A 23,140-nucleotide genomic window follows, 5' to 3' on the forward strand; every position below is an offset into this window, starting at 1 on the left:
CAGAGGGGCTGGGGAGATAGAGAAGGATATGCTTTGCTGCCATTACTTCCCCATCTTCCTACTCCCTACTCCCTAAAATCCAGGACTTTGTACCCCACCAGATCAAGCTATTGACTACTTAACCTCCACATAATCATTGATATAGTCTTGCAGCGCTTTCACATCTAACGGCTGGGATTGTAGGGAACGGATTGCCGCTGCTGTTGCTCTGGCACCAGCAATGGTGGTGATAATGGGAATCTTATACGCCAAGGCACTGCGGCGAATTAAGCGACCATCGACTTGGGCATCTTCCCCAGAGGGTGTATTGATAATGAGCTGAATCTGCTGGTTCTTAATGGCATCTAAGACGTGGGGACGCCCTTGATGGAGTTTGAGTACCAATTCAACATCCAGCCCATCATCTTGTAGCGCTTTGCGCGTGCCTTCAGTGGCGATAACGTGGAAGCCCAAATCAATTAAGTCCTTAATCACTGGCACAACACCGGGCTTATCTCGGTCGTTGGTCGAAACAAAGACGGTGCCGGATAGGGGCAGGCGCTGATTAGCGGCGAGTTCTGCCTTGGCAAATGCCTTACCAAAATCGGTGTCGATGCCCATGACTTCACCCGTCGAACGCATTTCGGGACCTAAGAGTGTATCGGTTCCTGCGAACTTATCGAAAGGTAACACTGCTTCTTTCACAGCGATGTGTCGGGGTATGGGTTCTTGGGTTAAACCAAGGGATTCGAGGGTTTCCCCTGCCATAATGCGGGATGCCAATCCTGCCAGGGGTACACCCGTTGCCTTTGAGATATAGGGAATTGTGCGCGATGCTCTGGGGTTGGCTTCTAAGATATAGACGGTTTCCCCTTGTACAGCAAACTGAATGTTCATCAGTCCCACTACATTGAGACTCTTTGCTAATTGCTGTGTCCAGGTGCGAATTGTCTCTAGGACTTCTGGGTTGAGGGAGATGGAGGGGACAGAACAGGCGGAGTCTCCGGAGTGAATTCCTGCTTGTTCGATATGTTCCATGACGCCACCAATAACAACTTTACCGGTTTGATCGGCGATCGCATCCACATCCACTTCAATGGCATTTTCCAAGAACTTATCGATTAAGATGGGATGTTCGGGTTCGACCTGTACAGCAAAGGTCATGTAGCGTTCTAATTCTAAATCGGAATAGACGATTTCCATTGCCCGTCCCCCCAGAACGTAGGAGGGGCGCACCACGACGGGATAGCCGATGCGCTTGGCAATGTCCAACGCTTCTTCGTAACTCCGGGCAAGACCGTTGGGGGGTTGTAGGATACTGAGTTGGCGCAGAATTTTTTCAAACCGTTCTCTGTCTTCGGCAGTATCAATGGAATCGGGGGAGGTTCCCCAAATTTTAGTACTCACTACAGGTGCATTAGCATCTCCCTGTTCTCCTGAGTGTTCCAGAAACTCTTGCAATGGAAGTGCCAGTTTTAGGGGCGTTTGACCGCCAAACTGGATGATGACGCCTTCTGGGTTTTCAGTTTCGATGATGTTGAGAACGTCTTCTTTTGTGAGGGGTTCAAAGTAAAGGCGATCACTGGTATCGTAGTCGGTGGATACGGTTTCTGGGTTAGAGTTGACCATGATTGTCTCAAACCCTTTTTTCCGCAGGGCGTAGGAGGCGTGACAGCAGCAGTAGTCAAACTCAATTCCCTGTCCGATACGGTTGGGACCCCCGCCTAAAATCATCACTTTACGTTTATCTGAAAGTGCGACTTCGGTTTCTGCTTCGTAGGTGGAGTAGTAATAGGGTGTAAGGGCTTCAAATTCTGCCGCACAGGTATCAACGACTTTGTAGGCGGGGACAATACCAAGTTGCTTGCGGTAAGCGCGAACCTCATCTTCAGTGGTTTTGGTGGCGAAGGCAATTTGGCGATCGCTAAATCCTTGGCGCTTTATATCCCATAATTGCTCTTTTGTCAAGCTTTTTAAGGAAGTCCGCTTGAGGAGTTTTTCAGTATCCAGCAACTCCTCAAACTTATCCAAGAACCAAGGATCGATGCTGGTGAGTTCGTAAATTTCTTCAACTGTCATCCCCAATTGGAGGGCGTGGCGCACGGTAAAAATGCGATCGGGGTTGGGGGTGCGCAAACCGGAACGCACTTGTTGTAAGGAAGGCAGTTTTTCAGAGCGATCGCATCCCCACCCATAACGACCGGTTTCTAAGGATCGGAGGGCTTTCTGGAAGGATTCTTGGAAGGTACGCCCAATTGCCATTGCTTCTCCCACCGATTTCATCTGGGTGGTGAGGACGGGTTCGGAACCTGGAAACTTCTCAAAGGCAAAGCGGGGAATTTTGGTGACAACGTAGTCAATGGTGGGTTCAAAGGATGCCGGGGTTTTCTTGGTGATGTCGTTGGGAATTTCATCGAGGGTGTAGCCGACGGCGAGTTTAGCGGCAAACTTGGCAATGGGAAAACCCGTTGCTTTGGATGCTAGGGCAGAACTGCGGGAGACGCGGGGGTTCATCTCGATGACGATAACGTCACCCGTGAGGGGATTGATGGCAAATTGAATATTGGAGCCGCCAGTTTCTACGCCAATTTCGCGGATGATTTGAATGGAATAATCTCGCAGTCGTTGGTATTCTTTGTCGGTGAGGGTTTGTGCCGGTGCGACGGTAATGGAGTCGCCGGTATGGACGCCCATGGGGTCAATGTTTTCGATCGAGCAGATAATCACGACATTATCGGCTAAGTCGCGCATTACCTCTAGCTCGAATTCTTTCCATCCCAGCAGGGACTGTTCAACTAAGATTTGCGATACGGGGGAGGCGTCTAAACCCCCCTGTGCCATTTCTTCGTATTCTTCTTGGTTGTAAGAAATGCCACCACCAGTACCGCCAAGGGTATAGGCGGGTCGGATAATCAGGGGATAGCTACCGATTTGTCGAGCGATCGTTTTGGCTTCATCCAGAGTGCTGGCAATTCCCGAAGGGCATACCTCTATCCCAATTCGCCCCATCGCTTCTTTGAATAACTGGCGATCTTCTGCCATTTCGATCGCCTCTAGCTTGGCACCGATGAGTTCAACACCGTACTTGTCGAGTACTCCATTTTTAGCGAGGGCGACGGCGATGTTGAGTGCCGTTTGTCCTCCCATTGTCGGCAGCAAGGCGTCGGGGCGCTCTAGGGCTATCACCTTCTCCACAATTTCCGGTGTCAGGGGTTCGATGTAGGTGCGATCGGCAGTTTCTGGGTCGGTCATGATCGTAGCAGGATTGGAGTTGACCAATACCACTTCGTACCCTTCCTGTCGGAGGGCTTTGCACGCCTGAGTGCCGGAGTAGTCGAATTCACAGGCTTGTCCGATCACAATTGGACCAGAACCCAAAAGCAGGATTTTGTGGAGATCGTTGCGGCGCGGCATAGGATGTCGGTTGTTGTTTAAGATTTCCTGAACCCTGATTATTTTATATGGTCAGCACGAAATTATTCGCAGTTGTGTTATGGGAGTTTGATGACATGAAGATATAGCAGTTCCCAACCTAGTGAGGTACATTGAGTTTTTTTAACCCACTCCCCACTCCCTGAACTCCAGGGTGTTGTACCAAACTCTCAATTTTTACCGACATCCCAAAGAGTTGCGAGTATCAACCCCCGTTTTTGAATTAACACCCGTTGCCCTAGCGCAGAGTTTGTTCAACTGCACCCTATCCAAAACTGCATCACTAAAATCAGCACCCGTAATATCCGTATCATTAAAGCGAGAACGCAGCATAATTGCTTCGACTAAAACCGCATCGCTAAGGTTAGCACCTGTAAAGTCAACCAGATACGCCATCCCATAGCTAAAATCTGCCCCATGCAGGTTTGCTCCAGTCATCGTCGAACCGCTAAAAACCGCACCCCGTAGATCAGCATGGCTAAAGTTGGTTTGTTCCAAATCAGTATTAGAAAACTCCACTCCCCCTAAATCTTGACCTGAGAAATCCTTTCCAGTTAGTTCAGAGTCGGCACCGGCTGCACGCCCAATCGTAGAAGAGCTAGCGGCTCGTGCCGATAGGGGAACTACCAGCAGAACCAGCGCCAAGACTATTGCTGCCAGTCCTTGAACATACCTCATCATGCTTGCTCCCATTTGCCATTTTTTAAAAGTCCAGCTTTCAGCTTACCCTGTTGAAAGCCTTTCCATGACTGGGAACTAGAACTTCGTTCTTCTTACCACATCCGCCAAGTGGCGCAGAAAATTAAGTTTTGTTGCGGATGCAGAAAATTATGGCAAGAGCTGATAATTAGAAGCAGAAACACTGGAAAGTTTGTCAGGTTTCTACAGGGCTTGCGTATAGGGAAACGGGCTGCCATACCGTACTTTTGCGCAAGCTTTTTTTACACCTTCCCTACTCCCTCTTCACTATTTCGGCATCTGCCAAATTTTGATAACCTTATCACCCGTACCCGTTACAATTGTTTGCCAATCTGAGCTAATGGCAAAATAATTCACAGGTTTAGTTGCACCAGTAAAGGTTTGGATAATTTGACCCGTTGAGAGGTTCCAGAGTTTAATTGTTTTGTCAGCACTACCACTCAATAAAGTCTGTCCGTCAGGGTTTATAACCAGATAATTAACAAAGCTAGAATCCTTAAGTGTGCGAATTTCTTGACCCGTTGCTAGATTCCAAACTTTAATCGTCTTGTCTGCACCTGCACTAAATAAGGTTTGCCCATCGGGACTAATTTCCAGATAATTAACTGAGCTGGTATGACCATTGAGGGTGCGAATTTCTTGACCCGTTGAGAGGTTCCAAAGTTTAATACTCTTGTCTGCACTCGCACTGAATAAGGTTTGTCCATCAGGACTGAGTGCTAAAGAATTAACAAAACTATTATGACCACTTAGGGTGCGAATTTCTTGGTCCGTTGAGAGGTTCCAAACTTTGATATTTTTGTCTGCACCCGCACTGAATAACGTCTGTCCATCGGCGCTAATTTCCAGGTAGTTTACCGAGCTAGTATGTCCGTTGAGGGTAAGAATTTCTTGACCCGTCCCTAGATTCCACACTTTAATCGTCTTATCTGCACCAGCGCTAAATAAGGTTTGCCCATCTGGACTGATTTCTAAGTAGTTCACTGAACTCGTATGTCCATTGAGGGTAAGAATTTCTTGACCCGTCCCTAGATTCCAAATTTTAATCGTCTTATCTGCACTTGCACTGAATAATGTTTGCCCGTCGGGACTAATTTTTAAATAATTTATAAAGCTAGTATGACCTGTTATCTGTTTGGAAAGGGAGATAGTCTTAGAGGTAATTACTTGAAGTTTTTCGTGTTGATAGAGCTGCCAAGTTCCGTACCCACCCAATCCAGCAACTAGAATTATCACTCCTACAAGCAGCCATTTGATTTTAAGTTTGAGCTTGGGGTTTAATAGGAATAATCTTTTAGTAGACTGGGAAACCGAAGCCAATTGAATGACGGTGCTTTCATTTAAATTAGTTGTTGATTGGCGAACAACTTGTTGTAAAATATCCGCTATTTCATCCAATATTTCTTGAGTATTTTTAGGTCGAGCTGCTGCGGTGGAAGCCATGAGCTTATCCAAAAAATCAGCGGATTTGGGTGAAATATCCGGAGCGCAATCGCGCCAATTACATCGGTCAGTTAAGGGGTCGTAAATTGTGCGATCATTCACCTCTTTCGCGGTTAGTAAATAAGCAAAAGTACGTCCCAAAGCATAGAAATCAGACTGGGGTACAGCATGACCTTTTTCCTGCTCTGGCGGTGTATACCCAGCGGAACTAATTTTAGTGACATTGCCTGCACCACCCACTTCAGCCAAGTAGGTGTAGGTTAACTCCCTAGCAGTACCAAAGTCGATTAATACCAGTTGCCCTGTTGAACGGAGCATGATATTTTCCGGTTTGATATCACGATGAAAGTAATTTTTTTGATGAACGAGATGTAAAATTTCAGTGAGTTGTTTTAACCAGTTAAGGGCTTGCTTCTCAGAAATGGGGTGAGAACCCTGCTGCTGCATCCACTGCTTTAAATTGAGTCCATCAATTTTTTCCATGACGATACAATGCACTGGCTTTGTCCCCTCTCTCGGAAAAAACTGGAAGTATCCATCAGACTCAACTTTAGGGATGCCAGGATGGTTGAGTTGACTCAATACCACTGCTTCTTGCTGGAATAGCTCAATAACTTTGGAATTGGTCGTGTGTTTTTGTTTGAGGACTTTTAGAATTTTGGGAGTTGCCCCTTCATAGGCTTCGTAAACCATCCCAAAGCCACTGTTGTCACTCAGTAGCCGCATCACTGGATAGCGCCCTTGCAGTAATAACTCTGATCCGCAGTTGCGACAGATGCGATTGTTCGTATTGGCAGGATCATTAGGCTCGGGGCAAATGGGATTGATACAGTAGCTCATCGGTGGCTACATAATCCATAACTGGTGCATTCCCAATCTTAGGGTAAGGATTGTTAATCATCTACTCGCAGAAATACCAAAGTTCGCAAATGGCAGCGTCTTTCCCCTTTCCCCCTCAAGGAATACCGAGGAAAACAGCAGGGAAACCAGGGGGAGAGCCGGATTTGCAGTCTGACACCATCCAGCAAAACCCATGGGGTTTAATTCCTCTGATAGATGAATCTAATCAGAGAGGTTGATTAACTTGTGTTAAAACTTGTGTTGAACTGTTATCGTGTAAACAAACGTTTCAAAAAAAGCTCTGCTCAGTAAAAATTTATGATCGGCGTTGCTGCATCTAACCCGCAACCACCCTTGTACTACCGTAGTCAAAGTACTTCGCCCTGCTCGGAACAACTGACCGTTTTCTGTGACTTCGACGGTCCTATTATTGATGTTTCCAATCGTTACTATACGACCTACAAGCTAGCACTGGCTGATACGCAAGCAGCTTACCAAGACCGAGGTATTATCTTACCCCTTCACTCCCTCAGTAAACAGCAGTTTTGGCACATGAAACAAGACCGCGTTCCTGATGTGGAAATTGCCATGCGCTCCGGCTTGCAAGGGGAGCAGATTGATTTCTTTTTGGGGCGGGTGCTAGACATTGTGAATCAGCCTGCCCTATTAGGACAAGATAAGCTACAACCCGGAGCGAGTTGGGCGTTGGCTCTGCTGCATTCTCAGGGGGTTAGGCTGGTATTAGTCACTCTGCGCTGTCAGCTACAAGCCACGCAAATTTTGAGAAATTATGGTTTAACCTGTCTGTTTAGCGGTATTTACGGAACCTCCAACCACCAAGCGGCTTATCGCAATAATGTTGAGGTGAAACAGCAGCTTTTAGAACAAGCCATTACCGAACAATCTACCCGACCTGGGCGACCCTGTTCAGCTTGGATGGTCGGTGATACAGAAGCCGACCTCCTCGCAGCCCAGGCGCTGTCAATTCCGGCTATTGCATTGACCTGCGGCATTCGTTCTAACCGCTATCTTAAGCAATTCCATCCCAATTTCATCTACAGTAACTTACTGGCTACCGCTCATTACCTGTTAAAAACAAATAAGGTTGTTAGTCATTACTGAGAACTCCTCGATTTAGAAAATCGAGGGTTCTTCAATCGGCAACGTTTCGTGTGACCTACTGCCTCCGACTCCCTTACTTCTTGAAGACTTCTAGGCAGAATTGCTCCGAGGAAAACTGACTTTTCCTGCTTTCGGCAGCGCCTACTTGCTTGCAACTTGCTACTCATCATGCCTGCCTCAGCACTGTTTCGAGTCTGTCCCAGTTGTTGCTGGGCGTTCGACTGCATTTCGACAGGCTCAGTTACCGCCCTCACGCCGAAGTCCGAACGGGAGTAGGGAGGAAAAAAATGCACCTCACTAGGCTAGGAAATGCTATACCCTCAGATTCCAACGGGAAACAGAGATCACGACTACCGTCGCGTATACCGATGCTTCACCCCAACCGGAAAATACTCCGGATCACCCGTTGGTGCTAACATCACCTGGGGCAATTGATACTCAACAGGAACATAATTTGCAAACTCGCTATTGAGTCGCCGGAGTTGGGACACAATAGCAGAAGCAACTGCATCCCGTTTTTCCTCACTTCCTTCTACTCCTGGCGCTAACTCCACCACCACCGACAAAAACCGATTCTGATCCCCATCTTCCTGAACCTGCAACACAAACTTCCCCGTCACCCAATCTTGAATCGGGGCTTGTTCTAACCCCACCGTCACATTTTCCGGGTAGATATTCGCGCCAAAGTAAGAAACGGTAAAATGCGATCGCCCAAACACATAAACAAACGGCAAGGAATGAATCCCTCTGCCACCTTGTTGCTGTAACTGACTTATCGGATCAAACCCATAACCTGCCAAAAACTCCAGCATCTCCTCATAAGAAATTATCCCCCCCGTATCACTAATGTGATAGCGCACCAAGGGAATGCCGTTATCTCCAGAAAACAGTAAGGTGCCGTCGTGAACTTCAAAAAAACGACTCAAGGGGTCATACTGTACCAGTGTAGGCAGCCGCGATTCCCCAAACAAAGCACGGGCAGCATCTGGATGTTCTGCTAGAAATCGGCGGATACAAATACTCAGGGGCGTTTCATTTCCCAACACTCCCGCGTCTGCCGTACCGTAAAGCGCCGCAGAATCATAACAAGGATGTGTTGAACCCACTCGTTGCCCAACTAAACTACGCCATTCTTCACTAAAAACTTCTCCAGCAAACACCATTTTGATATGATACTGCTGCCACTCCGCTCCTTGAGCATTACCCGTATCAATCACCGTTTTAATGAAGGGCGGATAACCCAGTAACACTACCTGATCGAACAGCGAACCCAGTTCCTGCACTACCCGAAATATTTCAGCTTGGTTGTTACCGGGAGTAACCACGGTAATAGGATACCCTTTGCTGGCAAGATAGCGGCAACAATTCGTCGTATACATCCCCCCAACCCAGGTTCCCAAGGTAAAGCAAACCACCGCTAAGGTGCGCTGGGTATCGGCGTGAAAACTGTCATGAAAAATTTGCTCGAAACGAGTAGCAATTTGTAGTTCATCCGTTAAAAAGCGTGACCAAAAAGTAGGTTTTCCGGTTGAACCGGAGGAAACCGCGATCGTATCACAGGTTTCTAAGGTTCCATTGCGGCATAAATCAGGTAAAGGATAACACTGTAGATAATTGGCTTTAACCAGTAGCGGCAGGGTTTGGAAATCCTCAAAGGTTTGAATAGAAGCTGCATTAATGCCGTGTTCTTTCAAGAAAAGCTGGTAGGCTGGAACCGTCGTAGCAACAGCACGAAACAATCCCAAGACTGCTGTTTCTGGGGAGACATGATGGTGCTTTTCCAGTCGCGCTTCCAAGGGTGTGGTTAAGAACTCTTGAAAAGCTACAATAGCTCGTTGGCGCTGTTCTTCCTGCATAATCTCTCCCTCTCCCTACTCTCAAAGTGCTGATAGCATCCTGAGTGAAACTGTATTTTGCCAGGAGATGGTAAACGTTGAGCAAAGCTGACACAAACTTTTATCTTTAGCCTGCGCAGGCAGGCTTTGTTCACATAGCCGCGACTTTAGTCGTTAGGCGTCTTTGAAGTTAGACTGCCAATAGCAATTAATAAGGATTAAAATGCAATGCAAGATACGGCAGAATACACCTGTGCCTACTGCGGCGAACCCAATTTAACCTTTATCGATTTCAGCGCAGGTTCACAGCAATCCTATGTGGAAGATTGCCAGGTCTGCTGCCGTCCTAATATTCTATACGTGCGGGTGGATGAAGACACCCTGGATATCGAGATTGATACGGAGATGGAAAGCGATCGCTGGTGATTTGTAGTCCTCCAGGTTTACAGTTCACCTAGGAGACGGAGACAGGAGACAGGAGACAGGAGAATAGATGTAACCTCACGAAACGTTACAACTTCACCCCTCGAATCGAACAATCCAACAACTCCATCGGATGCATCAATCGCATTTCCTTCCCCTGCAACTGCAAATGCTTCTTAATCTGTAACGAACACCCCGGATTCGGTGACGCAATCAACTCGGCACCAGTATTCAGCAAATTCTCCACCTTCTGCTGCCCCAACTCATCGGCAACGTCCGGTTGCAGCATATTGTAAACCCCCGCACTGCCACAACACAGCGCCGCATCAATCGGTTCCCTTAACGTCACATTCGGAATTTGCCGTAACACCTGACGGGGTTGCACCGAAATCTTCTGCCCGTGCAACAGGTGACAAGCATCTTGATACACCATTGTCAAGGGTTTATCGGTTAGCGGTGATAACTTCGCCGTCAGTCCCACCTCTGCCAAGAATTCCTGCACATCCTTCACCTTTGCAGCAAAGTCCTTCGCCTTCTCCCGATACTCCAAATCATCTTCTAAAATATGCCCATATTCTTTCAACGTATGACCGCAACCCGCCGCATTGATAATTACAAAATCAACGCCCGTCCCTTCAAAACTATTAATCATCTGCCGCGCCAAGGCTTTCGCTTGTTCCGTCTGCCCTTGATGTTCCGGTAGTGCTGCACAACATCCCTGAGTTTTAGGAATCACTACTTCACAGCCATTCGCCGTCAATACCCGCACCGTTGCTTCATTCACAGGAGAGAAAAACAAGCGCTGCACGCAGCCCAAAATTACGCCAACTCGATACCGCTTCTCCCCTTGAGCTGGGATTACATCCGGCAAAGTATCCCGAAATGAATCTAGCGTAATTTGTGGCAAAATTGCCTCCATCGCTGCCAAACGGGGAAATATCTTTTTCAACAATCCTGTAGACCGAACCAGCTTTTGTAACCCGGATTTCTGATAGAAATACAAGGGAATTAATAAAACCCGCAGGCGTCCGGGGTAAGGGAATAAAGTAAAGATAAGCGTTCTAATTAAGCGATCGGGCAAACTGCGCGGCTGATTGCGTTCTACTTGATGCCGCGTTGCCGAAATTAACTTATCGTACTGCACCCCAGAAGGACAAGTCGTAACACAAGCCAAACACCCCAAACATGAATCAAAATGCTGGGTTGTTCCCTCTGCCAAAGGCGCTTCACCGTTTTTAATGGCATCCATCAGATAAATCCGACCCCTTGGCGAATCCATCTCTTTACCGATCACCCGATAACTCGGACAAGTGGAGAGGCAAAATCCGCAGTGAACGCAGGTATCGATGAGTTCTTGTTTCGGGGGTTTTTGATTATCAAAACCAGGAACTGTAGAGTCAAATTCTTCAGTATCCGATACTGATGTCGTTGCACTTTCTTTTAAAGAATCTGGAGTGGGGAATTTAAAATTTGGTGTAGTTGATGATGTTTGCATATTACTTAGATTCCTCCCACAAATCGCTGAGGACTTAAAATATCTTTGGGGTCAAACATTTCTTTAATTCGGCGCATCATATCTAAAGCATTACCTGCATACCCCCAGACATCCAACTGTTGTTTTAAAGCAACTGGTGCTTCTAAAATCGTCAAGAAACCGTTATGAGATTGGCAATGTTTTCGCATCTCTAGAATTGTCTCCGGTTTCACCGTGGCTGAATCAAGCCGCACATTCCCTAATCCACTGCCAGCATGAATTAATCCCAATCCGGTTCCAGAGGTTAAGGTATCTAACTGAGTCAGCATTGCGACAGCGGCGGTAGGTACTACTCCTATTTTGCAAGTAATTCCTGAGTGTTGGGGGGCTGCCCAGATTTGTTCTGGCAATGATTTCCATAGATGGGTTTCATCGCTATTCGTAGAGAGTGTGCCTAGCAATCCTAACTGCTGTCCAACTTCCAGCAATCGTGAGGATTGTTCCTTAACACTCTCGCTTAGGCTTTGAAAGCGTACCATCAAGCCCATACCCTGACCCAATCCCAGTGTAGTAACGAGTTGAGTCGAGAGTAAATCTGCTGCGGTGGGGGTTAAAGCAGAAGCCAGTAAACTTTTAGTAGTAGAGGCGATCGCATCCGCTTCTCCCACTAGCACAACTGTCGCCGATGCCTCCTGTACCGGATACAATCGGAACGTCACATCTGTGAGAATTCCCAGCGTTCCGAAAGAACCCGTAAACAGCTTCATCAAGTCGTATCCTGCCACATTCTTTACCACTCGCCCCCCAGCTTTGGCAACCTCCCCATCACTGCGGACAAAGGAAATCCCCAACAACATATCCCGCACTCCCCCATATCGATGCCGCCAAGAGCCGCTGTCAGCAGTGGCAATGATACCCCCTAGGGTTGCGTTTTGAGGATAAGCGGGTTCTAAGGGCAGAAACTGTCCTGTTTTGAGAAGCATAGCTTGCAGGTCAGCAAATTTTACTCCCGCCTGTGCTGTCACCGTCAAGTCACCCACTGCGTGATCGATCACTTGATTCAGGCGTTGGGTGCTGAGTACGAGGTTAACGGGTTTGCCGATACCCCCCCAACCGAGTTTGCTGCCACTACCGCCGGGAAGGACACGCCAACCCTTGTTGTAGGCGCATTTCATTACCTCGCTGAGTTCTTCAACACAACTGGGGTAAACCACACTGCTATACTCTGAACCATTAACTCTGGCAATCTGTTCCTGCCAGTCTGGTGGCAAATCATCCCAATTACAGATCCCAGAGTCGCCAACAATCAGAGCCAGTTCTGGAGCGATCGCGTTCATAAAGTCCTTAACTTACGGCGGAAGTCAATTCCGTTATACTATCGCTCTTTTAGATAGAGACGCACAATTGGTGGTTTTCCCCCTATATGTAGTAGTCATTTAGTGAAAAGGTATTACAATTCCTTTATTCCCCTAGCCATCCCCTATTGTCGTCTGCAAACATTCTTAATTTTTTTTGTGGCAAGATTTAGGGGTTTTCCCTAAACTTGTGACACTTGAACCGATTTCGGGAATTTTACAGGGGAATCTTTTGAGATTGGTCAGTAAACTAGTATCTTTCACCCTCGTTCAGTCGATCGGGGGTGGATTATCCATTTACCGCCAGGGGTAGGTTATCCCATTGGGGTAAATGAATAACAACTTTAGATCAATTCGCGTCTTGGAGTTCGCGGGATGGTTTGCCAAAAGAGTCAACAATCAGTAGAGCCGGCTTTAGATCGAGAAAGCTTGCTGAATCGGCTGACGAATCGCATTCGCCAGTCCCAGGAACTGCAAGAGATTTTGACTGCAACAGTGGAAGAAATCCGTTCTTTTCTAGACACAGATCGGGTTAAAGTATATCGCTTTCACCCTGACAAAAGTGGAGAAGTGATTGCCGAATCAATTCGCGATCGCTGTTTACCATCCCTCCTCGGCTTGCGCTTTACCCCGGAGGACGTTCCCCCCCTAGCTCGGGAACTGTTTCTTAAAGCCCACCACCGCTTGATTGCCGATGTCACGATTGGGGGCAAAACCCTCAAATCCCTAGATTCCCCGGAAACAGGCAAACGCTTAATTTCTGAAGACTCCCATCACCAAGACTACCTCACCGCCATGGGAGTTTGTTCGTCCCTAGTCGTACCCATTTGGCATCAAACCCACTTATGGGGGTTATTGGTGGCTCATCACCGACAGTCGCAGCATTTTGACGAACGAGAGTTACAAATCGTGCAGTTACTAGTCGATCAGGTTTCAATTGCGATCGCTCAAGCCGATTTGCTCGAACGCGCCCGTCTGCAAGCCGATCGGGAAGCCAAACTCCATCAAATCAGTACCTGCCTCCATTCGCCCCTAGAGGTGACAAAAATTCGGCAGCTAGCGATTGAGGAAGCGGTTAAAGCCTTACAAGGTTCAGGAGGAAGACTGTACATCACTGGCAACCCTACAGGTAAGCCCACCCAACTCTATACCACCGGCGAACAGCCTGCCCTACCGTGGATTGAAGAAACGGCAGCTTGGCAAAATCTGATGAACTTCCATAAAGATGCGATCGCAAATAGGGGAGAGGGTTCTGCTTTAAAACTCTGGGAGTTTACCTCAAGTGAGTTCCCCATCGCCTCATCTGGCAGCTATTCTGGAGGAAACGGAGCAGTTTCCTATCTTTATACCATTCCTGACCTTTATAAAGAACCCTCTCTACAGTCTCTAGCTTGGGCTTTTTCAAAGAGTACTATCCACAGTCTGCTTATCATACCGCTTCAGTATCACCACCAGTGGGTCGGCTGCCTAACACTCTTTCGCAGCGAAGCCGAAACAAAAACCCTGTGGGCAGGACGGCGAAATGACGACACCTGTAACCTGCACCCTCAGACATCCTTGACGGTATGGACAGAAGTCACGAAAGGAGAAGCCAAAGGTTGGACATCAGAAGAAATTAAACTTGCCCAAGCCATCGGCATTCATTTTTACATGGCTGTGATGCAGCGGCGAGTCGAGGATATGCTCCAGCACCAGGCATCTCATGATCGCTTAACAGGTTTACCCAACCGGACACTCTTTGAGGATCGGCTTTCTTTGGCTTTAGCTCATACCCACCAATCGGGAGAAATGCTAGCGGTCATGTTTCTCGATTTAGATAGCTTTAAAATCATTAATGATACCCTCGGTCATGCGATTGGTGACCAACTGCTGCAAGATATAGGCAACCGCCTGACTACCTGCCTGCGGGACGGCGATACTCTCGCTCGTTGGGGCGGCGATGAGTTTACTATTTTACTCTCACCCATCAGCGATGCCGGAGAAGCGACTCAGTTTGCTAGGCAGATGCTAGACACTCTTAACACACCGTTACTGATTGAGGGTCGAGAACTGCACATTAAAGCTAGTCTGGGAATTGCGCTAGCTCCCTACGATGGGGATGATACTGAGACACTCCTCAAATATGCCGACGCTGCCATGTACCGAGCCAAGCAGCAAGGACGCAATACCTACCAACTCTATACCCCGGCGATCGGCACAAAGGCACAGGAGCGACTTTTATTAGAAAACAATCTTTATAAAGCCTTAGAGCGCCAAGAGTTTCAATTGCACTACCAGCCGCAAATGGATCTCCAGACGGGGGAGATTACAGGGATGGAAGCCTTGATTCGTTGGCAGAGTTGGGAGTCTGAATTCATTTCCCCAAATCGGTTTATTCCCCTAGCCGAAGAAATGGGGCTGATTAGTTCGATTGGAGAATGGGTACTCTGGACAGCTTGTACTCAAAATCGGGCTTGGCAGAATTTAGGATTGCCGCCGATTCGGATGGCAGTTAACCTATCAGCCCGTCAGTTCCAGCAAAAGAATTTAGTAGAAACGATCGCTCACATTCTAGAATCAACCCAACTCGAACCCGCTTATCTGGAACTAGAAATTACTGAAGGCATTGCCATGCAGGATATTCCTTTAACGATTGACCTGTTGCGGAGGTTACGCAGCATGGGTATTCAAATTGCGATCGATGATTTTGGTACAGGTTACTCGTCCCTCTCTGCTCTGAAACATTTTCCCTTGGACAAACTCAAAATCGATCGCTCCTTTATCTGCGATTTGGCAACGGATGCCAATGATGCTGCCATTATCAAAGCGTTGGTAGAGTTGGGACATGGATTGAAATTGAAGGTTATTGCCGAGGGCGTCGAAACTCCAGCCCAATTAGCTATTTTGCGATCGGGAAACTGCGATGCTGTCCAGGGTTATTTAGTCAGTCATCCCCTACCTGCCCAAGAAGCAATGAAGCTATTGAGGAACAAAGCCAAGATACAGATACCAGAACAATAACTTTTTGTCAATACTATTCCCCTTAAGACAACCGAGGGCGGACTCCGTAATGCCGATAACGCCAGTAATCCTGTAAGATTTGATCGTGGTCAAAGCAAAGCTTAGTCGGTATATCCCAACCCTGAAAAATTTCTAAATTTTTGGCATCATCAGCCGCTTGGGGTTCACCTGTGGCAGTTGCGACAAATACAATACTAATTGTGTGCTTGCGGGGATCGCGGTTGGGGTCTGAGTAGACATGAAACTGCTCAATCAGTTCAACCTGCAAGCCAACTTCTTCTTTGGCTTCTCGTAGAGCTGCCGTTTCTACAGACTCGCCGTAATCGACAAAGCCCCCTGGAATTGCCCAGCCCAGGGGAGAGTTTTTGCGTTCGATCAGGATAATAGGTCGATGGGGTCGGTCTTGTAATTCAACAATGATATCGACAGTGGGAGTGGGATTTCGGTAGGTCACAAGTGAATCCAATTGATATTGATGCTTAACCCCTTCTTACCATGATAAGGTCGATAGGACTTGCTTGTTCTGTTGAGTTGTTTATGCTGTTTCCGAGATCGAGTGGCATTTTATTACATCCTACTTCCTTTCCCGGTCGCTATGGTATTGGTGATCTAGGTACGGAAGCGTATCAATTCATTGATTTTTTGGTAGGGAGCGATCAGCAATTCTGGCAAATTTTACCCCTAGGACCAACGGGTTACGGGAACTCTCCCTATGCCTGTTACTCTGCCATGGCGGGAAATCCGATGCTAGTTAGTCCCGAACAATTGCAGATGAAGGGACTGCTGACAGATGAAGACTTAAGCCATCTACCTGAGTTTCCTGTAGATGAGGTCGATTTTGATCGCGTCTTTGCCATTAAAAAAGCTCTGCTGATCAAAGCTTGTGATCGCTTCCAAACGGAGGGTTCACCAGAATTCCACGAGGAATTTGACCAATTTTGTGAGCGTCACGCCGACTGGCTCGACGATTATGCTTTATTTATGGCGCTTCACAATACCTTTGGGGATGCAAGCTGGCACAAGTGGGAGCCGGACATTGCCAAAAGGGAACCAGCGGCAGTAGACAAGTGGCGGCGGCAGTTGAGCGATCGCATATATTACCAAAAGTACGTGCAGTTTGAGTTTTTTCGCCAGTGGTCGTGGTTAAAGAACTATGCCAATGAGCGTAACATCCGGATCATTGGCGATATCCCCTTCTATGTAGCCCATAACAGTGCAGATGTCTGGGCGCATCGGGACATCTTTGCCCTAGATGAGGAGACGGGTGAGCCTAAACTGATGGCTGGGGTTCCCCCGGACTACTTTAGCGAAACCGGTCAGTTGTGGGGTAACCCCATTTATAAGTGGGAGAAGCTAGAGCAAACCAATTTCCGTTGGTGGCTACAGCGAATCAAGATGATGTTCGAGTATGTAGACGTATTGCGGATTGATCATTTCCGAGGGTTCCAGGCATACTGGGAGGTTCCGCAAGGAGAAACCACCGCCATGAATGGACGCTGGGTGGAAGCGCCTGGTGATCAGTTTTTTCAAGTCCTGAAGCAAGAGTTAGGAGGTTTGCCCATTATTGCTGAAGATTTGGGTCTGATTACTCCAGAGGTGCTGGAACTGCGCGATCGTTTTGAGTTTCCGGGTATGAAGATTTTGCAGTTTGCCTTTGGGGGTGGACCTGATAATCTTTACTTACCGTTTAACATTAACCGCCACTGTATTATTTATACAGGAACCCACGACAATAATACAACGATCGGCTGGTTCAACCAGATCCCCAACTACGAACGGGAGAACGTACTCCGTTACCTGGGGTGTGTCAGTCCTGAGGGCATCAACTGGGACATGATTCGGTTAGCCCTGAGTAGTATAGCTGATCTTGCCATTGTACCGATGCAAGACTTGTTGGATTTGGGTGGAGAAGCCCAAATGAATGCCCCTAGTACAACAGAAGGGAACTGGAAATGGCGCTATCGCCCCCCTATGTTAAATGACTCGTTGCGTGAACGGTTAAAAACCCTGACCTATACTTACGGTCGCACACCGATGGGTTCTTAGGGAGAGGTTGTTGGTTGTTAGGAAAACTAACAACTGACAACCCTCCTAGGATCTGGGATTAGCAGCAAAGGTCAGTTCCTCAACAGCACCGGGCGCTCCCATCTGCTTTGCCGATTGGTTGTTAAACTCAACCAGAACACCGCCAGCATTGCCAGCCCGAACGATCAGTTTGTCATCGGCTACCCAAGTGCGCTGGGTTCCTTCCGGTAGGACGCCTTCAAATTCGGTCTTGCCGTCTGCGACAATCCGCAGCCAAGATTGGGATTTGAGGGTGACACCGACTTGCACTGGTTTACCATCTAAACTGGAGTGGGTTACTTGGGCAGATTGGCTAGATTCTGGTGGCTGTTGTGACTCTACGAGTTGAGACGTTTCGGGAACTGGAAACTGTTGGGCATGGGAAGGATTATTTTCCACTTCAATCACCTGTATGGCTGAACGGCTGACTAGATAAGATAACCCACTCACTGCGCCAATAACCAACCCAATATAGAGCACGTAAAGATGAATGGGTCGCAATTGAGTCCCTGGTAAGTAGCGCCAACAGGGTTTCATATACTGCAATCCTGATCCTGTGGGAAAAGCACTGGCAAATTCTGCCCCATTTAACCCAAGGGCTTCGGCAAAGCGTCGGATAAACCCTTGAATGTAAATGGGTTCTGGCAATTGATCCCATTTTCCTTCTTCAATCGCCTTCAATAGTCTTGCCTGAATACGGGTTTTAGCGGCAACTTCCTCAATGCCAATGGACTTTTCATTGCGGCGCTGACGGAGGCGAGCGCCTAGCTCTTCGAGCTTTTCAAGTTGTTCTTGCTGCAAATGGCTTTTATTCTCCTTCATACACGGTACTCCTTGGTATCTGCTGGCACTTTTTCTGGTATTGGATGGATTCGATTTTGGAGGAAGCGAATTTCAAACGTTTTAAGATAACGGTAGTGACCTCTTAGCAGTACCGGCTCACCTGGCAGTTGTAATTGAATTGGACCAATCGCAGTACGGTGTAGATGAATGACTCGATAGCCTAACAAGTTGGCAACCCGACGAATTTGCCGATTTCTCCCCTCTTTTAGCACGATTTCTAGAAGCGTCTGATCTGTCCGCCGTTTGAGTACCCGGACTTGAGCGGGTAGTGTTTTTCTTCCCTCTAGTTCGACTCCCTGACGCCAAGCTAAGAGAGCTGATTCAGGGGGATAATCTTGTACCCAAACCTGATAAGTTTTGGGTACGTGATGGCGAGGATGTGTAACTTTATAAGTCAGCGCCCCGTCATTCGTTAGAATTAACGCGCCTGTTGATTCAGCATCCAGTCGTCCGACTGGGTGTATACCTTGACCTTCTCGAATTTCCGACGGCAGTAAATCGAGGACTGTATGACGTTTCTCCAGAATAGTATTACACTTCTCAACATCGCGACAAGTAGATATTACACCCGCTGGTTTGTTCAGTAAAAGATAAATAAAGCGAGGACGCTCACTTGATTTTAAAGGTTTGCCATTGATTTCTAGCAAATCCGTTTCTGGATTGGCTTTTTGCCCCAGATGCACCACCGTGCCATTCAGCCGAACCTGTCCTGCTAAGATCATTTTCTCAGCTTGACGGCGTGAGGCAACCCCCCATTGAGAAAGGATTTTTTGTATTCGTTCCTCCATGTTCCAACTTCAGTATGTGCGTGTCGGTCTAGATCACTGTGGTGCTAGTCCCAGGCTATCCCCTAGGGCAGGGACTTATCTTGACAGCAGAGGGAGTTGACATTGGCGTCACCCTCTGCAAGTAAGATCCCGATTCCCAGCACTGATCCAAGTGGACTATGTACAAATATTACAAGACTGGGCATAATTGCAAGAGGTTCAGCTTTGGAACAAGCAAATAGCTTAACTCAGAGACACAATGGATTATTGCCTAGCTAGTAAAGGTTTAGTTGTAATTTACACGCATGGGCGTTAATACTCCTCCAAAAGCTTTGAAAATTATCAGTACAGTTGTTTCACCAGCAGTACGGCTCTGGTTGCGATCGCAAGTGGAACAAGTGGATGCCTTAGACTTCAAAATCACTGGCAGCGATCGCCAAATCCTCACCGGTCACATTCCTCGTGTCTCAGTTGCCGCCCGTCGCGCCATCTATCAAGGGCTGCATCTGAGCCAAATTCAGCTTAATGGAACCCATATTCGCTTCAACTTGGGTCAGGTGTTTAAAGGCAAGCCCTTACGCCTGTTAGCCCCCTTCCCCGTTGTTGGTCAGCTATTGCTGCTCGAAAACGACCTGCAAACCTCCCTACAATCACCTTTACTATCCAATGCCATAACTGAGTTACTCGACGCATTCCTGCAATCTAACACTATCATCCATCAAGCTCATCGCCTCAAAAATCGACCCATTAACTGGCACCAAGCTGATATTAATCCCGGACAGCTAACCCTAAAAGGCGTGATCGACGACACGGAGGGCAAACTAATTCCAGTCGTCATTTGCGCTGATATCCAACGGGTGACATCTCAAAAACTGCAACTGCATCCCCTCAAAATTCAACTTTACCCCGACCAACCCCCGCTTGACCTAGAGCCGTTCAGCATCGATTTAGGTTCAGAGGTTAGCATTCAAGAACTCACTCTAACTCCCGGTCAGCTAACCTGTCGTGGACACTTGAACGTGATGCCTTGAACAGAGCCAAGAATTAGCAGTTTGATCAAGGAGTTCAGGCATTCTGAGATTCCCAAAATTCCTGAATGCCTGAATTGTCTTGTTCAATCTCGATTTAACGAGTGGCTACTCCTGAGGTTGACATCAGTCTTCTCCGAAAGGAGTAGGAGGAAAGAGTTAACAATAAAAGCTTTTTCTGGGTTTTTTCCTTCATTTTCAACCTTCAGGATGTTTTGGATTCCAGGGCTGTTAGACTTAACTGGATCACAAGTGCGGGTGGGCAAGCCAAAGACTTGGTAATACTCCCAAAAGGTGCCAGTACTAAGTTAGCCCGTACCGTTGTTGGGAATTGTTTGAGATAAGTTACCGTGATAGTCGATACTAAACCTGCTGTAAAACTCGTTGAAGATGCCACCCAAGAATTACTCGATTGGGCATCTACTCTTGAGCATTCGGATGCCACCTATTTTGAAAAAGCGCAAGCCTTAGCCACTCGCTTGGGAGCTCACTATCGTGCCGATGGATTAACTGAAATTGGCTTTTGGACTCCCAGACTGCTGGCTCAGGTCATGCGCAAGATGGAAATCTATTTGGAAGTCTTGACGCCCCTTGATCCCATCGATTTACAGGCAGTCGAGCAAACGGTTACTTTTCGCCGCGAACGCCTGTTTCTAAAACAAGAAGGCGAGTTCTTTTGGGGTGTGGTGGCGGGAATGCGACCGGGCAGCCGAGAACAGTTAGGTTCATTTTACTGGCTGCGCTACATCGATCAGCAAGGCAACTTACAAGCCATTCGGGATGTGGTTTCCTATTCCCTGCCTTACGGTGTCTTCGGACCGGCTGAATTGTACGATATGAGCAGCTTACAAAACCAACGGGCTGACCTCGACTACTTCAAAGCCACTGGTGTCGCGTCCGAGTCCCAGGCTCTTCCCCGGGTTCCTGCTCCTCGAAATATACTGCAACTTCATATTGGCACCGCCTCCAAAGAGGGAACTGTTGAGGGGTTAACCTGCATTTACCGCGAAATTGCTAGCAAACTGGCAGCTAATCTTCCCTTAACGCCAGCCGAAGAGAACTACACTGGCTATGATGCTATTCAGCTATTGCCTATTGAACCCACTATTGAATTCCGAGACGAGTACAGTCCAGAGAGTGAGTTTTTCGCATTTATTTCTGAAGACGAAAATGGACTCAAAATTAAATTGAGGAAGTCCAATACTCAGGACTGGGGCTATGATGTTCCTATTTTAGGATCGAGTGCTACCAATTCAGCGCTTTTAGGCAGTCTGCGGCCGGATGAACTGGTGGACTTTATTGCCACTCTCCATAACTTTCCCACGGGTCCAATCCATTTGATTTACGATTTGGTCTACGGTCATGCAGATAACCAGTCTGAGTTGCTGCTAAACCGCCAATTCCTCAAAGGTCCCAATATGTACGGTCAAGACTTGAACCATCAGCTACCGACCGTGCGGGCAATTTTCTTGGAAATGCAGCGGCGTAAGCTTAACACGGGAGCCGATGGTATCCGCATTGATGGCGGTCAGGATTTTCGCTTCTTCAATCCCCTTTCCGGATTGGTAGAATACGATGATGCTTACCTGCTAGCGATGAGCGATGTCGTTCAAGAAATTGGGGGACACAAGCGGCTGTTATTTACCATTTTTGAAGACGGGCGTCCTTGGCCCGCTGAGGGGTGGGAAGACATCTCTACTTATCGCGAACTGATCGACTTGAAGCCAGAATCTTATCAGTGGGGACCTCTAATTTTTGCCCATAACACCCCTGCACTAGAAACATTTTGGGATCGCAAGTGGCGGCGAGTTTGTGAGGTGATGTATGAAGGCGATCGCTGGATTACCGGCTGTGCTAACCATGATACAGTGCGACGGGGCAATCAAATTGAGTTGGACACGCCGATTAATTGGCATTTAGGCAGTACGCTGCCGGAAGTATTCAAAAATGCCTATGACAATCCTGCCACGACGCTTTGGGTATACGGGTTTAGTCCAGGCTTGCCCATGGACTTTATCAATGCGACAATGCACGCGCCTTGGATGTTTTTCCGTAATACTGACGAACGCTATGGTGTGAAAGTGGTTGCGGAGGAAATCGGCTTTTTAGATTGGCAAATTACGTCCCAACTGTATGCCGCAGAGGGAAATTTTACCCACTTAAAGTCCCTTGGATTTCTAGAATTAGAGCAGCTGCGGGAATTTGGTAGGGCGCTGCAAACTGCTATGATTGAAAAAGATTACAATCTGGTCGAGGTAGTTCGGGCTTGTCAGTTTTGTTTGGGAGATAACACGGATCAGTGTGACATTGAGCACTTGAAAAAACTGAATCAACCGGGCATGATCGCGTTTTTAAAGGACTTGACGCTTGAGCGGTTGAAGTCCTTTTCCCTGATGTTTATGGAAGACTGCTATGAAGTTTGTAATGTCTCCCACTACGAGACAGCTCTAGATTCATTACGAACAGGGTTCAACCTCAATTTGCGCCGCTTTCGCCACGCTCATCCCTGGCTAGGTCATAACTTGGCAGGTACGGATCGGTTTAATAAAATTAGCGATAACGAGCAGACCGTTTTCTACGGTATTCGCAGTAATCCCCAGGATCATGGCGAGCAGGTAGCAATGGTTGCCCATATGGGAGGGAAGCCCATAACCGTCACCCTCGGGGACTGGCTGCAATTGGAGCTGGCAGAGTGGAAAATTGCGATCGCTTCTCCCGGACTTGATGATAACCACTTAGCAGATTTGCGCTGCTTTGAATTGCAGGATTCTCAGGCTGTGCTGTTGAAACACGTTGCTGAAAAAAGATAAGTTGGGAGTTGGGTGTGGTGAAACTT

At 47.6% G+C, this 23,140-nt stretch carries 15 protein-coding genes; 6 read left to right on the top strand and 9 right to left on the bottom strand.

Going from position 1 to position 23,140, the window contains the following annotated elements:
* Positions 1-114: 114 nt before the first annotated feature.
* The 3 genes from carB to IQ257_RS19605 form a co-directional block, all read right to left on the bottom strand.
* Positions 115-3,393 (bottom strand): carbamoyl-phosphate synthase large subunit, encoded by a 3,279-nt coding sequence (gene carB / locus IQ257_RS19595; protein WP_193875729.1) that lies wholly within the window; start codon positions 3,391-3,393, stop codon positions 115-117.
* A gap of 195 nt (positions 3,394-3,588) precedes the next feature.
* The gene (locus IQ257_RS19600) at positions 3,589-4,089 is read right to left on the bottom strand and encodes a pentapeptide repeat-containing protein (protein WP_193875731.1); all 501 of its coding nucleotides are present in this window, start codon (positions 4,087-4,089) and stop codon (positions 3,589-3,591) included.
* Positions 4,090-4,377: 288 nt separating this feature from the next.
* Positions 4,378-6,393, bottom strand: a complete 2,016-nt coding sequence (locus tag IQ257_RS19605) for a serine/threonine-protein kinase (RefSeq protein WP_193875719.1) — start codon at positions 6,391-6,393, stop codon at positions 4,378-4,380.
* A gap of 318 nt (positions 6,394-6,711) precedes the next feature.
* Between IQ257_RS19605 and IQ257_RS19610 the strand changes: the two genes are divergently transcribed.
* Positions 6,712-7,515, top strand: a complete 804-nt coding sequence (locus tag IQ257_RS19610) for an HAD family hydrolase (protein WP_193875717.1) — start codon at positions 6,712-6,714, stop codon at positions 7,513-7,515.
* Between the two features lie 350 nt (positions 7,516-7,865).
* Here IQ257_RS19610 and IQ257_RS19615 read toward each other — a convergent pair whose 3' ends face one another.
* Complete coding sequence (locus IQ257_RS19615) at positions 7,866-9,371, bottom strand: phenylacetate--CoA ligase family protein (protein ID WP_193875715.1); 1,506 nt, start codon at positions 9,369-9,371, stop codon at positions 7,866-7,868.
* A gap of 207 nt (positions 9,372-9,578) precedes the next feature.
* On the opposite strand from IQ257_RS19615, the gene IQ257_RS19620 reads away from it, so the two are divergent.
* Positions 9,579-9,776: a CPXCG motif-containing cysteine-rich protein gene (locus IQ257_RS19620; RefSeq protein WP_193875713.1), complete on the top strand. Its 198-nt coding sequence runs from the start codon at positions 9,579-9,581 to the stop codon at positions 9,774-9,776.
* 85 nt (positions 9,777-9,861) lie between these two features.
* Here IQ257_RS19620 and IQ257_RS19625 read toward each other — a convergent pair whose 3' ends face one another.
* Entirely contained in the window at positions 9,862-11,268 is a 1,407-nt protein-coding gene (locus IQ257_RS19625) for a (Fe-S)-binding protein (protein ID WP_193875711.1), read from the bottom strand.
* Between the two features lie 5 nt (positions 11,269-11,273).
* Positions 11,274-12,584 (bottom strand): FAD-binding oxidoreductase, encoded by a 1,311-nt coding sequence (locus tag IQ257_RS19630; protein WP_193875709.1) that lies wholly within the window; start codon positions 12,582-12,584, stop codon positions 11,274-11,276.
* Positions 12,585-12,977: 393 nt separating this feature from the next.
* Here IQ257_RS19630 and IQ257_RS19635 point away from each other — a divergent pair, with 393 nt between their 5' ends.
* On the top strand, positions 12,978-15,602 hold the full coding sequence (locus IQ257_RS19635) for an EAL domain-containing protein (RefSeq protein ID WP_193875707.1): 2,625 nt from the start codon (positions 12,978-12,980) through the stop codon (positions 15,600-15,602).
* A 22-nt stretch (positions 15,603-15,624) separates the two neighbouring features.
* On the opposite strand, the gene IQ257_RS19640 is transcribed toward IQ257_RS19635, so the two are convergent.
* Positions 15,625-16,056 carry an NUDIX domain-containing protein gene (locus tag IQ257_RS19640; RefSeq protein WP_193875705.1) on the bottom strand — a complete coding sequence of 144 codons (432 nt, stop codon included), beginning with the start codon at positions 16,054-16,056 and terminating at the stop codon, positions 15,625-15,627.
* A gap of 83 nt (positions 16,057-16,139) precedes the next feature.
* Here IQ257_RS19640 and malQ point away from each other — a divergent pair, with 83 nt between their 5' ends.
* Positions 16,140-17,648 carry a 4-alpha-glucanotransferase gene (malQ, locus tag IQ257_RS19645; protein WP_193875703.1) on the top strand — a complete coding sequence of 503 codons (1,509 nt, stop codon included), beginning with the start codon at positions 16,140-16,142 and terminating at the stop codon, positions 17,646-17,648.
* 45 nt (positions 17,649-17,693) lie between these two features.
* Here malQ and IQ257_RS19650 read toward each other — a convergent pair whose 3' ends face one another.
* A complete protein-coding gene (locus IQ257_RS19650; protein WP_193875701.1) occupies positions 17,694-18,488 on the bottom strand; it encodes a helix-turn-helix domain-containing protein in 795 nt (264 codons plus the stop codon).
* Entirely contained in the window at positions 18,485-19,297 is an 813-nt protein-coding gene (locus tag IQ257_RS19655; protein ID WP_193875700.1) for a pseudouridine synthase, read from the bottom strand. The genes IQ257_RS19650 and IQ257_RS19655 overlap by 4 nt, the downstream gene beginning before the upstream one ends.
* A 284-nt stretch (positions 19,298-19,581) precedes the next feature.
* Here IQ257_RS19655 and IQ257_RS19660 point away from each other — a divergent pair, with 284 nt between their 5' ends.
* The gene (locus IQ257_RS19660) at positions 19,582-20,307 is read left to right on the top strand and encodes a DUF2993 domain-containing protein (RefSeq protein WP_193875698.1); all 726 of its coding nucleotides are present in this window, start codon (positions 19,582-19,584) and stop codon (positions 20,305-20,307) included.
* A 347-nt stretch (positions 20,308-20,654) separates the two neighbouring features.
* Positions 20,655-23,114: a glucosylglycerol hydrolase gene (gene gghA, locus IQ257_RS19665; RefSeq protein ID WP_193875696.1), complete on the top strand. Its 2,460-nt coding sequence runs from the start codon at positions 20,655-20,657 to the stop codon at positions 23,112-23,114.
* The last annotated feature ends 26 nt before the right edge of the window (positions 23,115-23,140 follow it).

Origin of the sequence: Coleofasciculus sp. LEGE 07092, assembly GCF_015207375.1 — a bacterium.
In the GTDB taxonomy this organism is placed as follows: Bacteria; Cyanobacteriota; Cyanobacteriia; order Cyanobacteriales; family Coleofasciculaceae; genus LEGE-07092.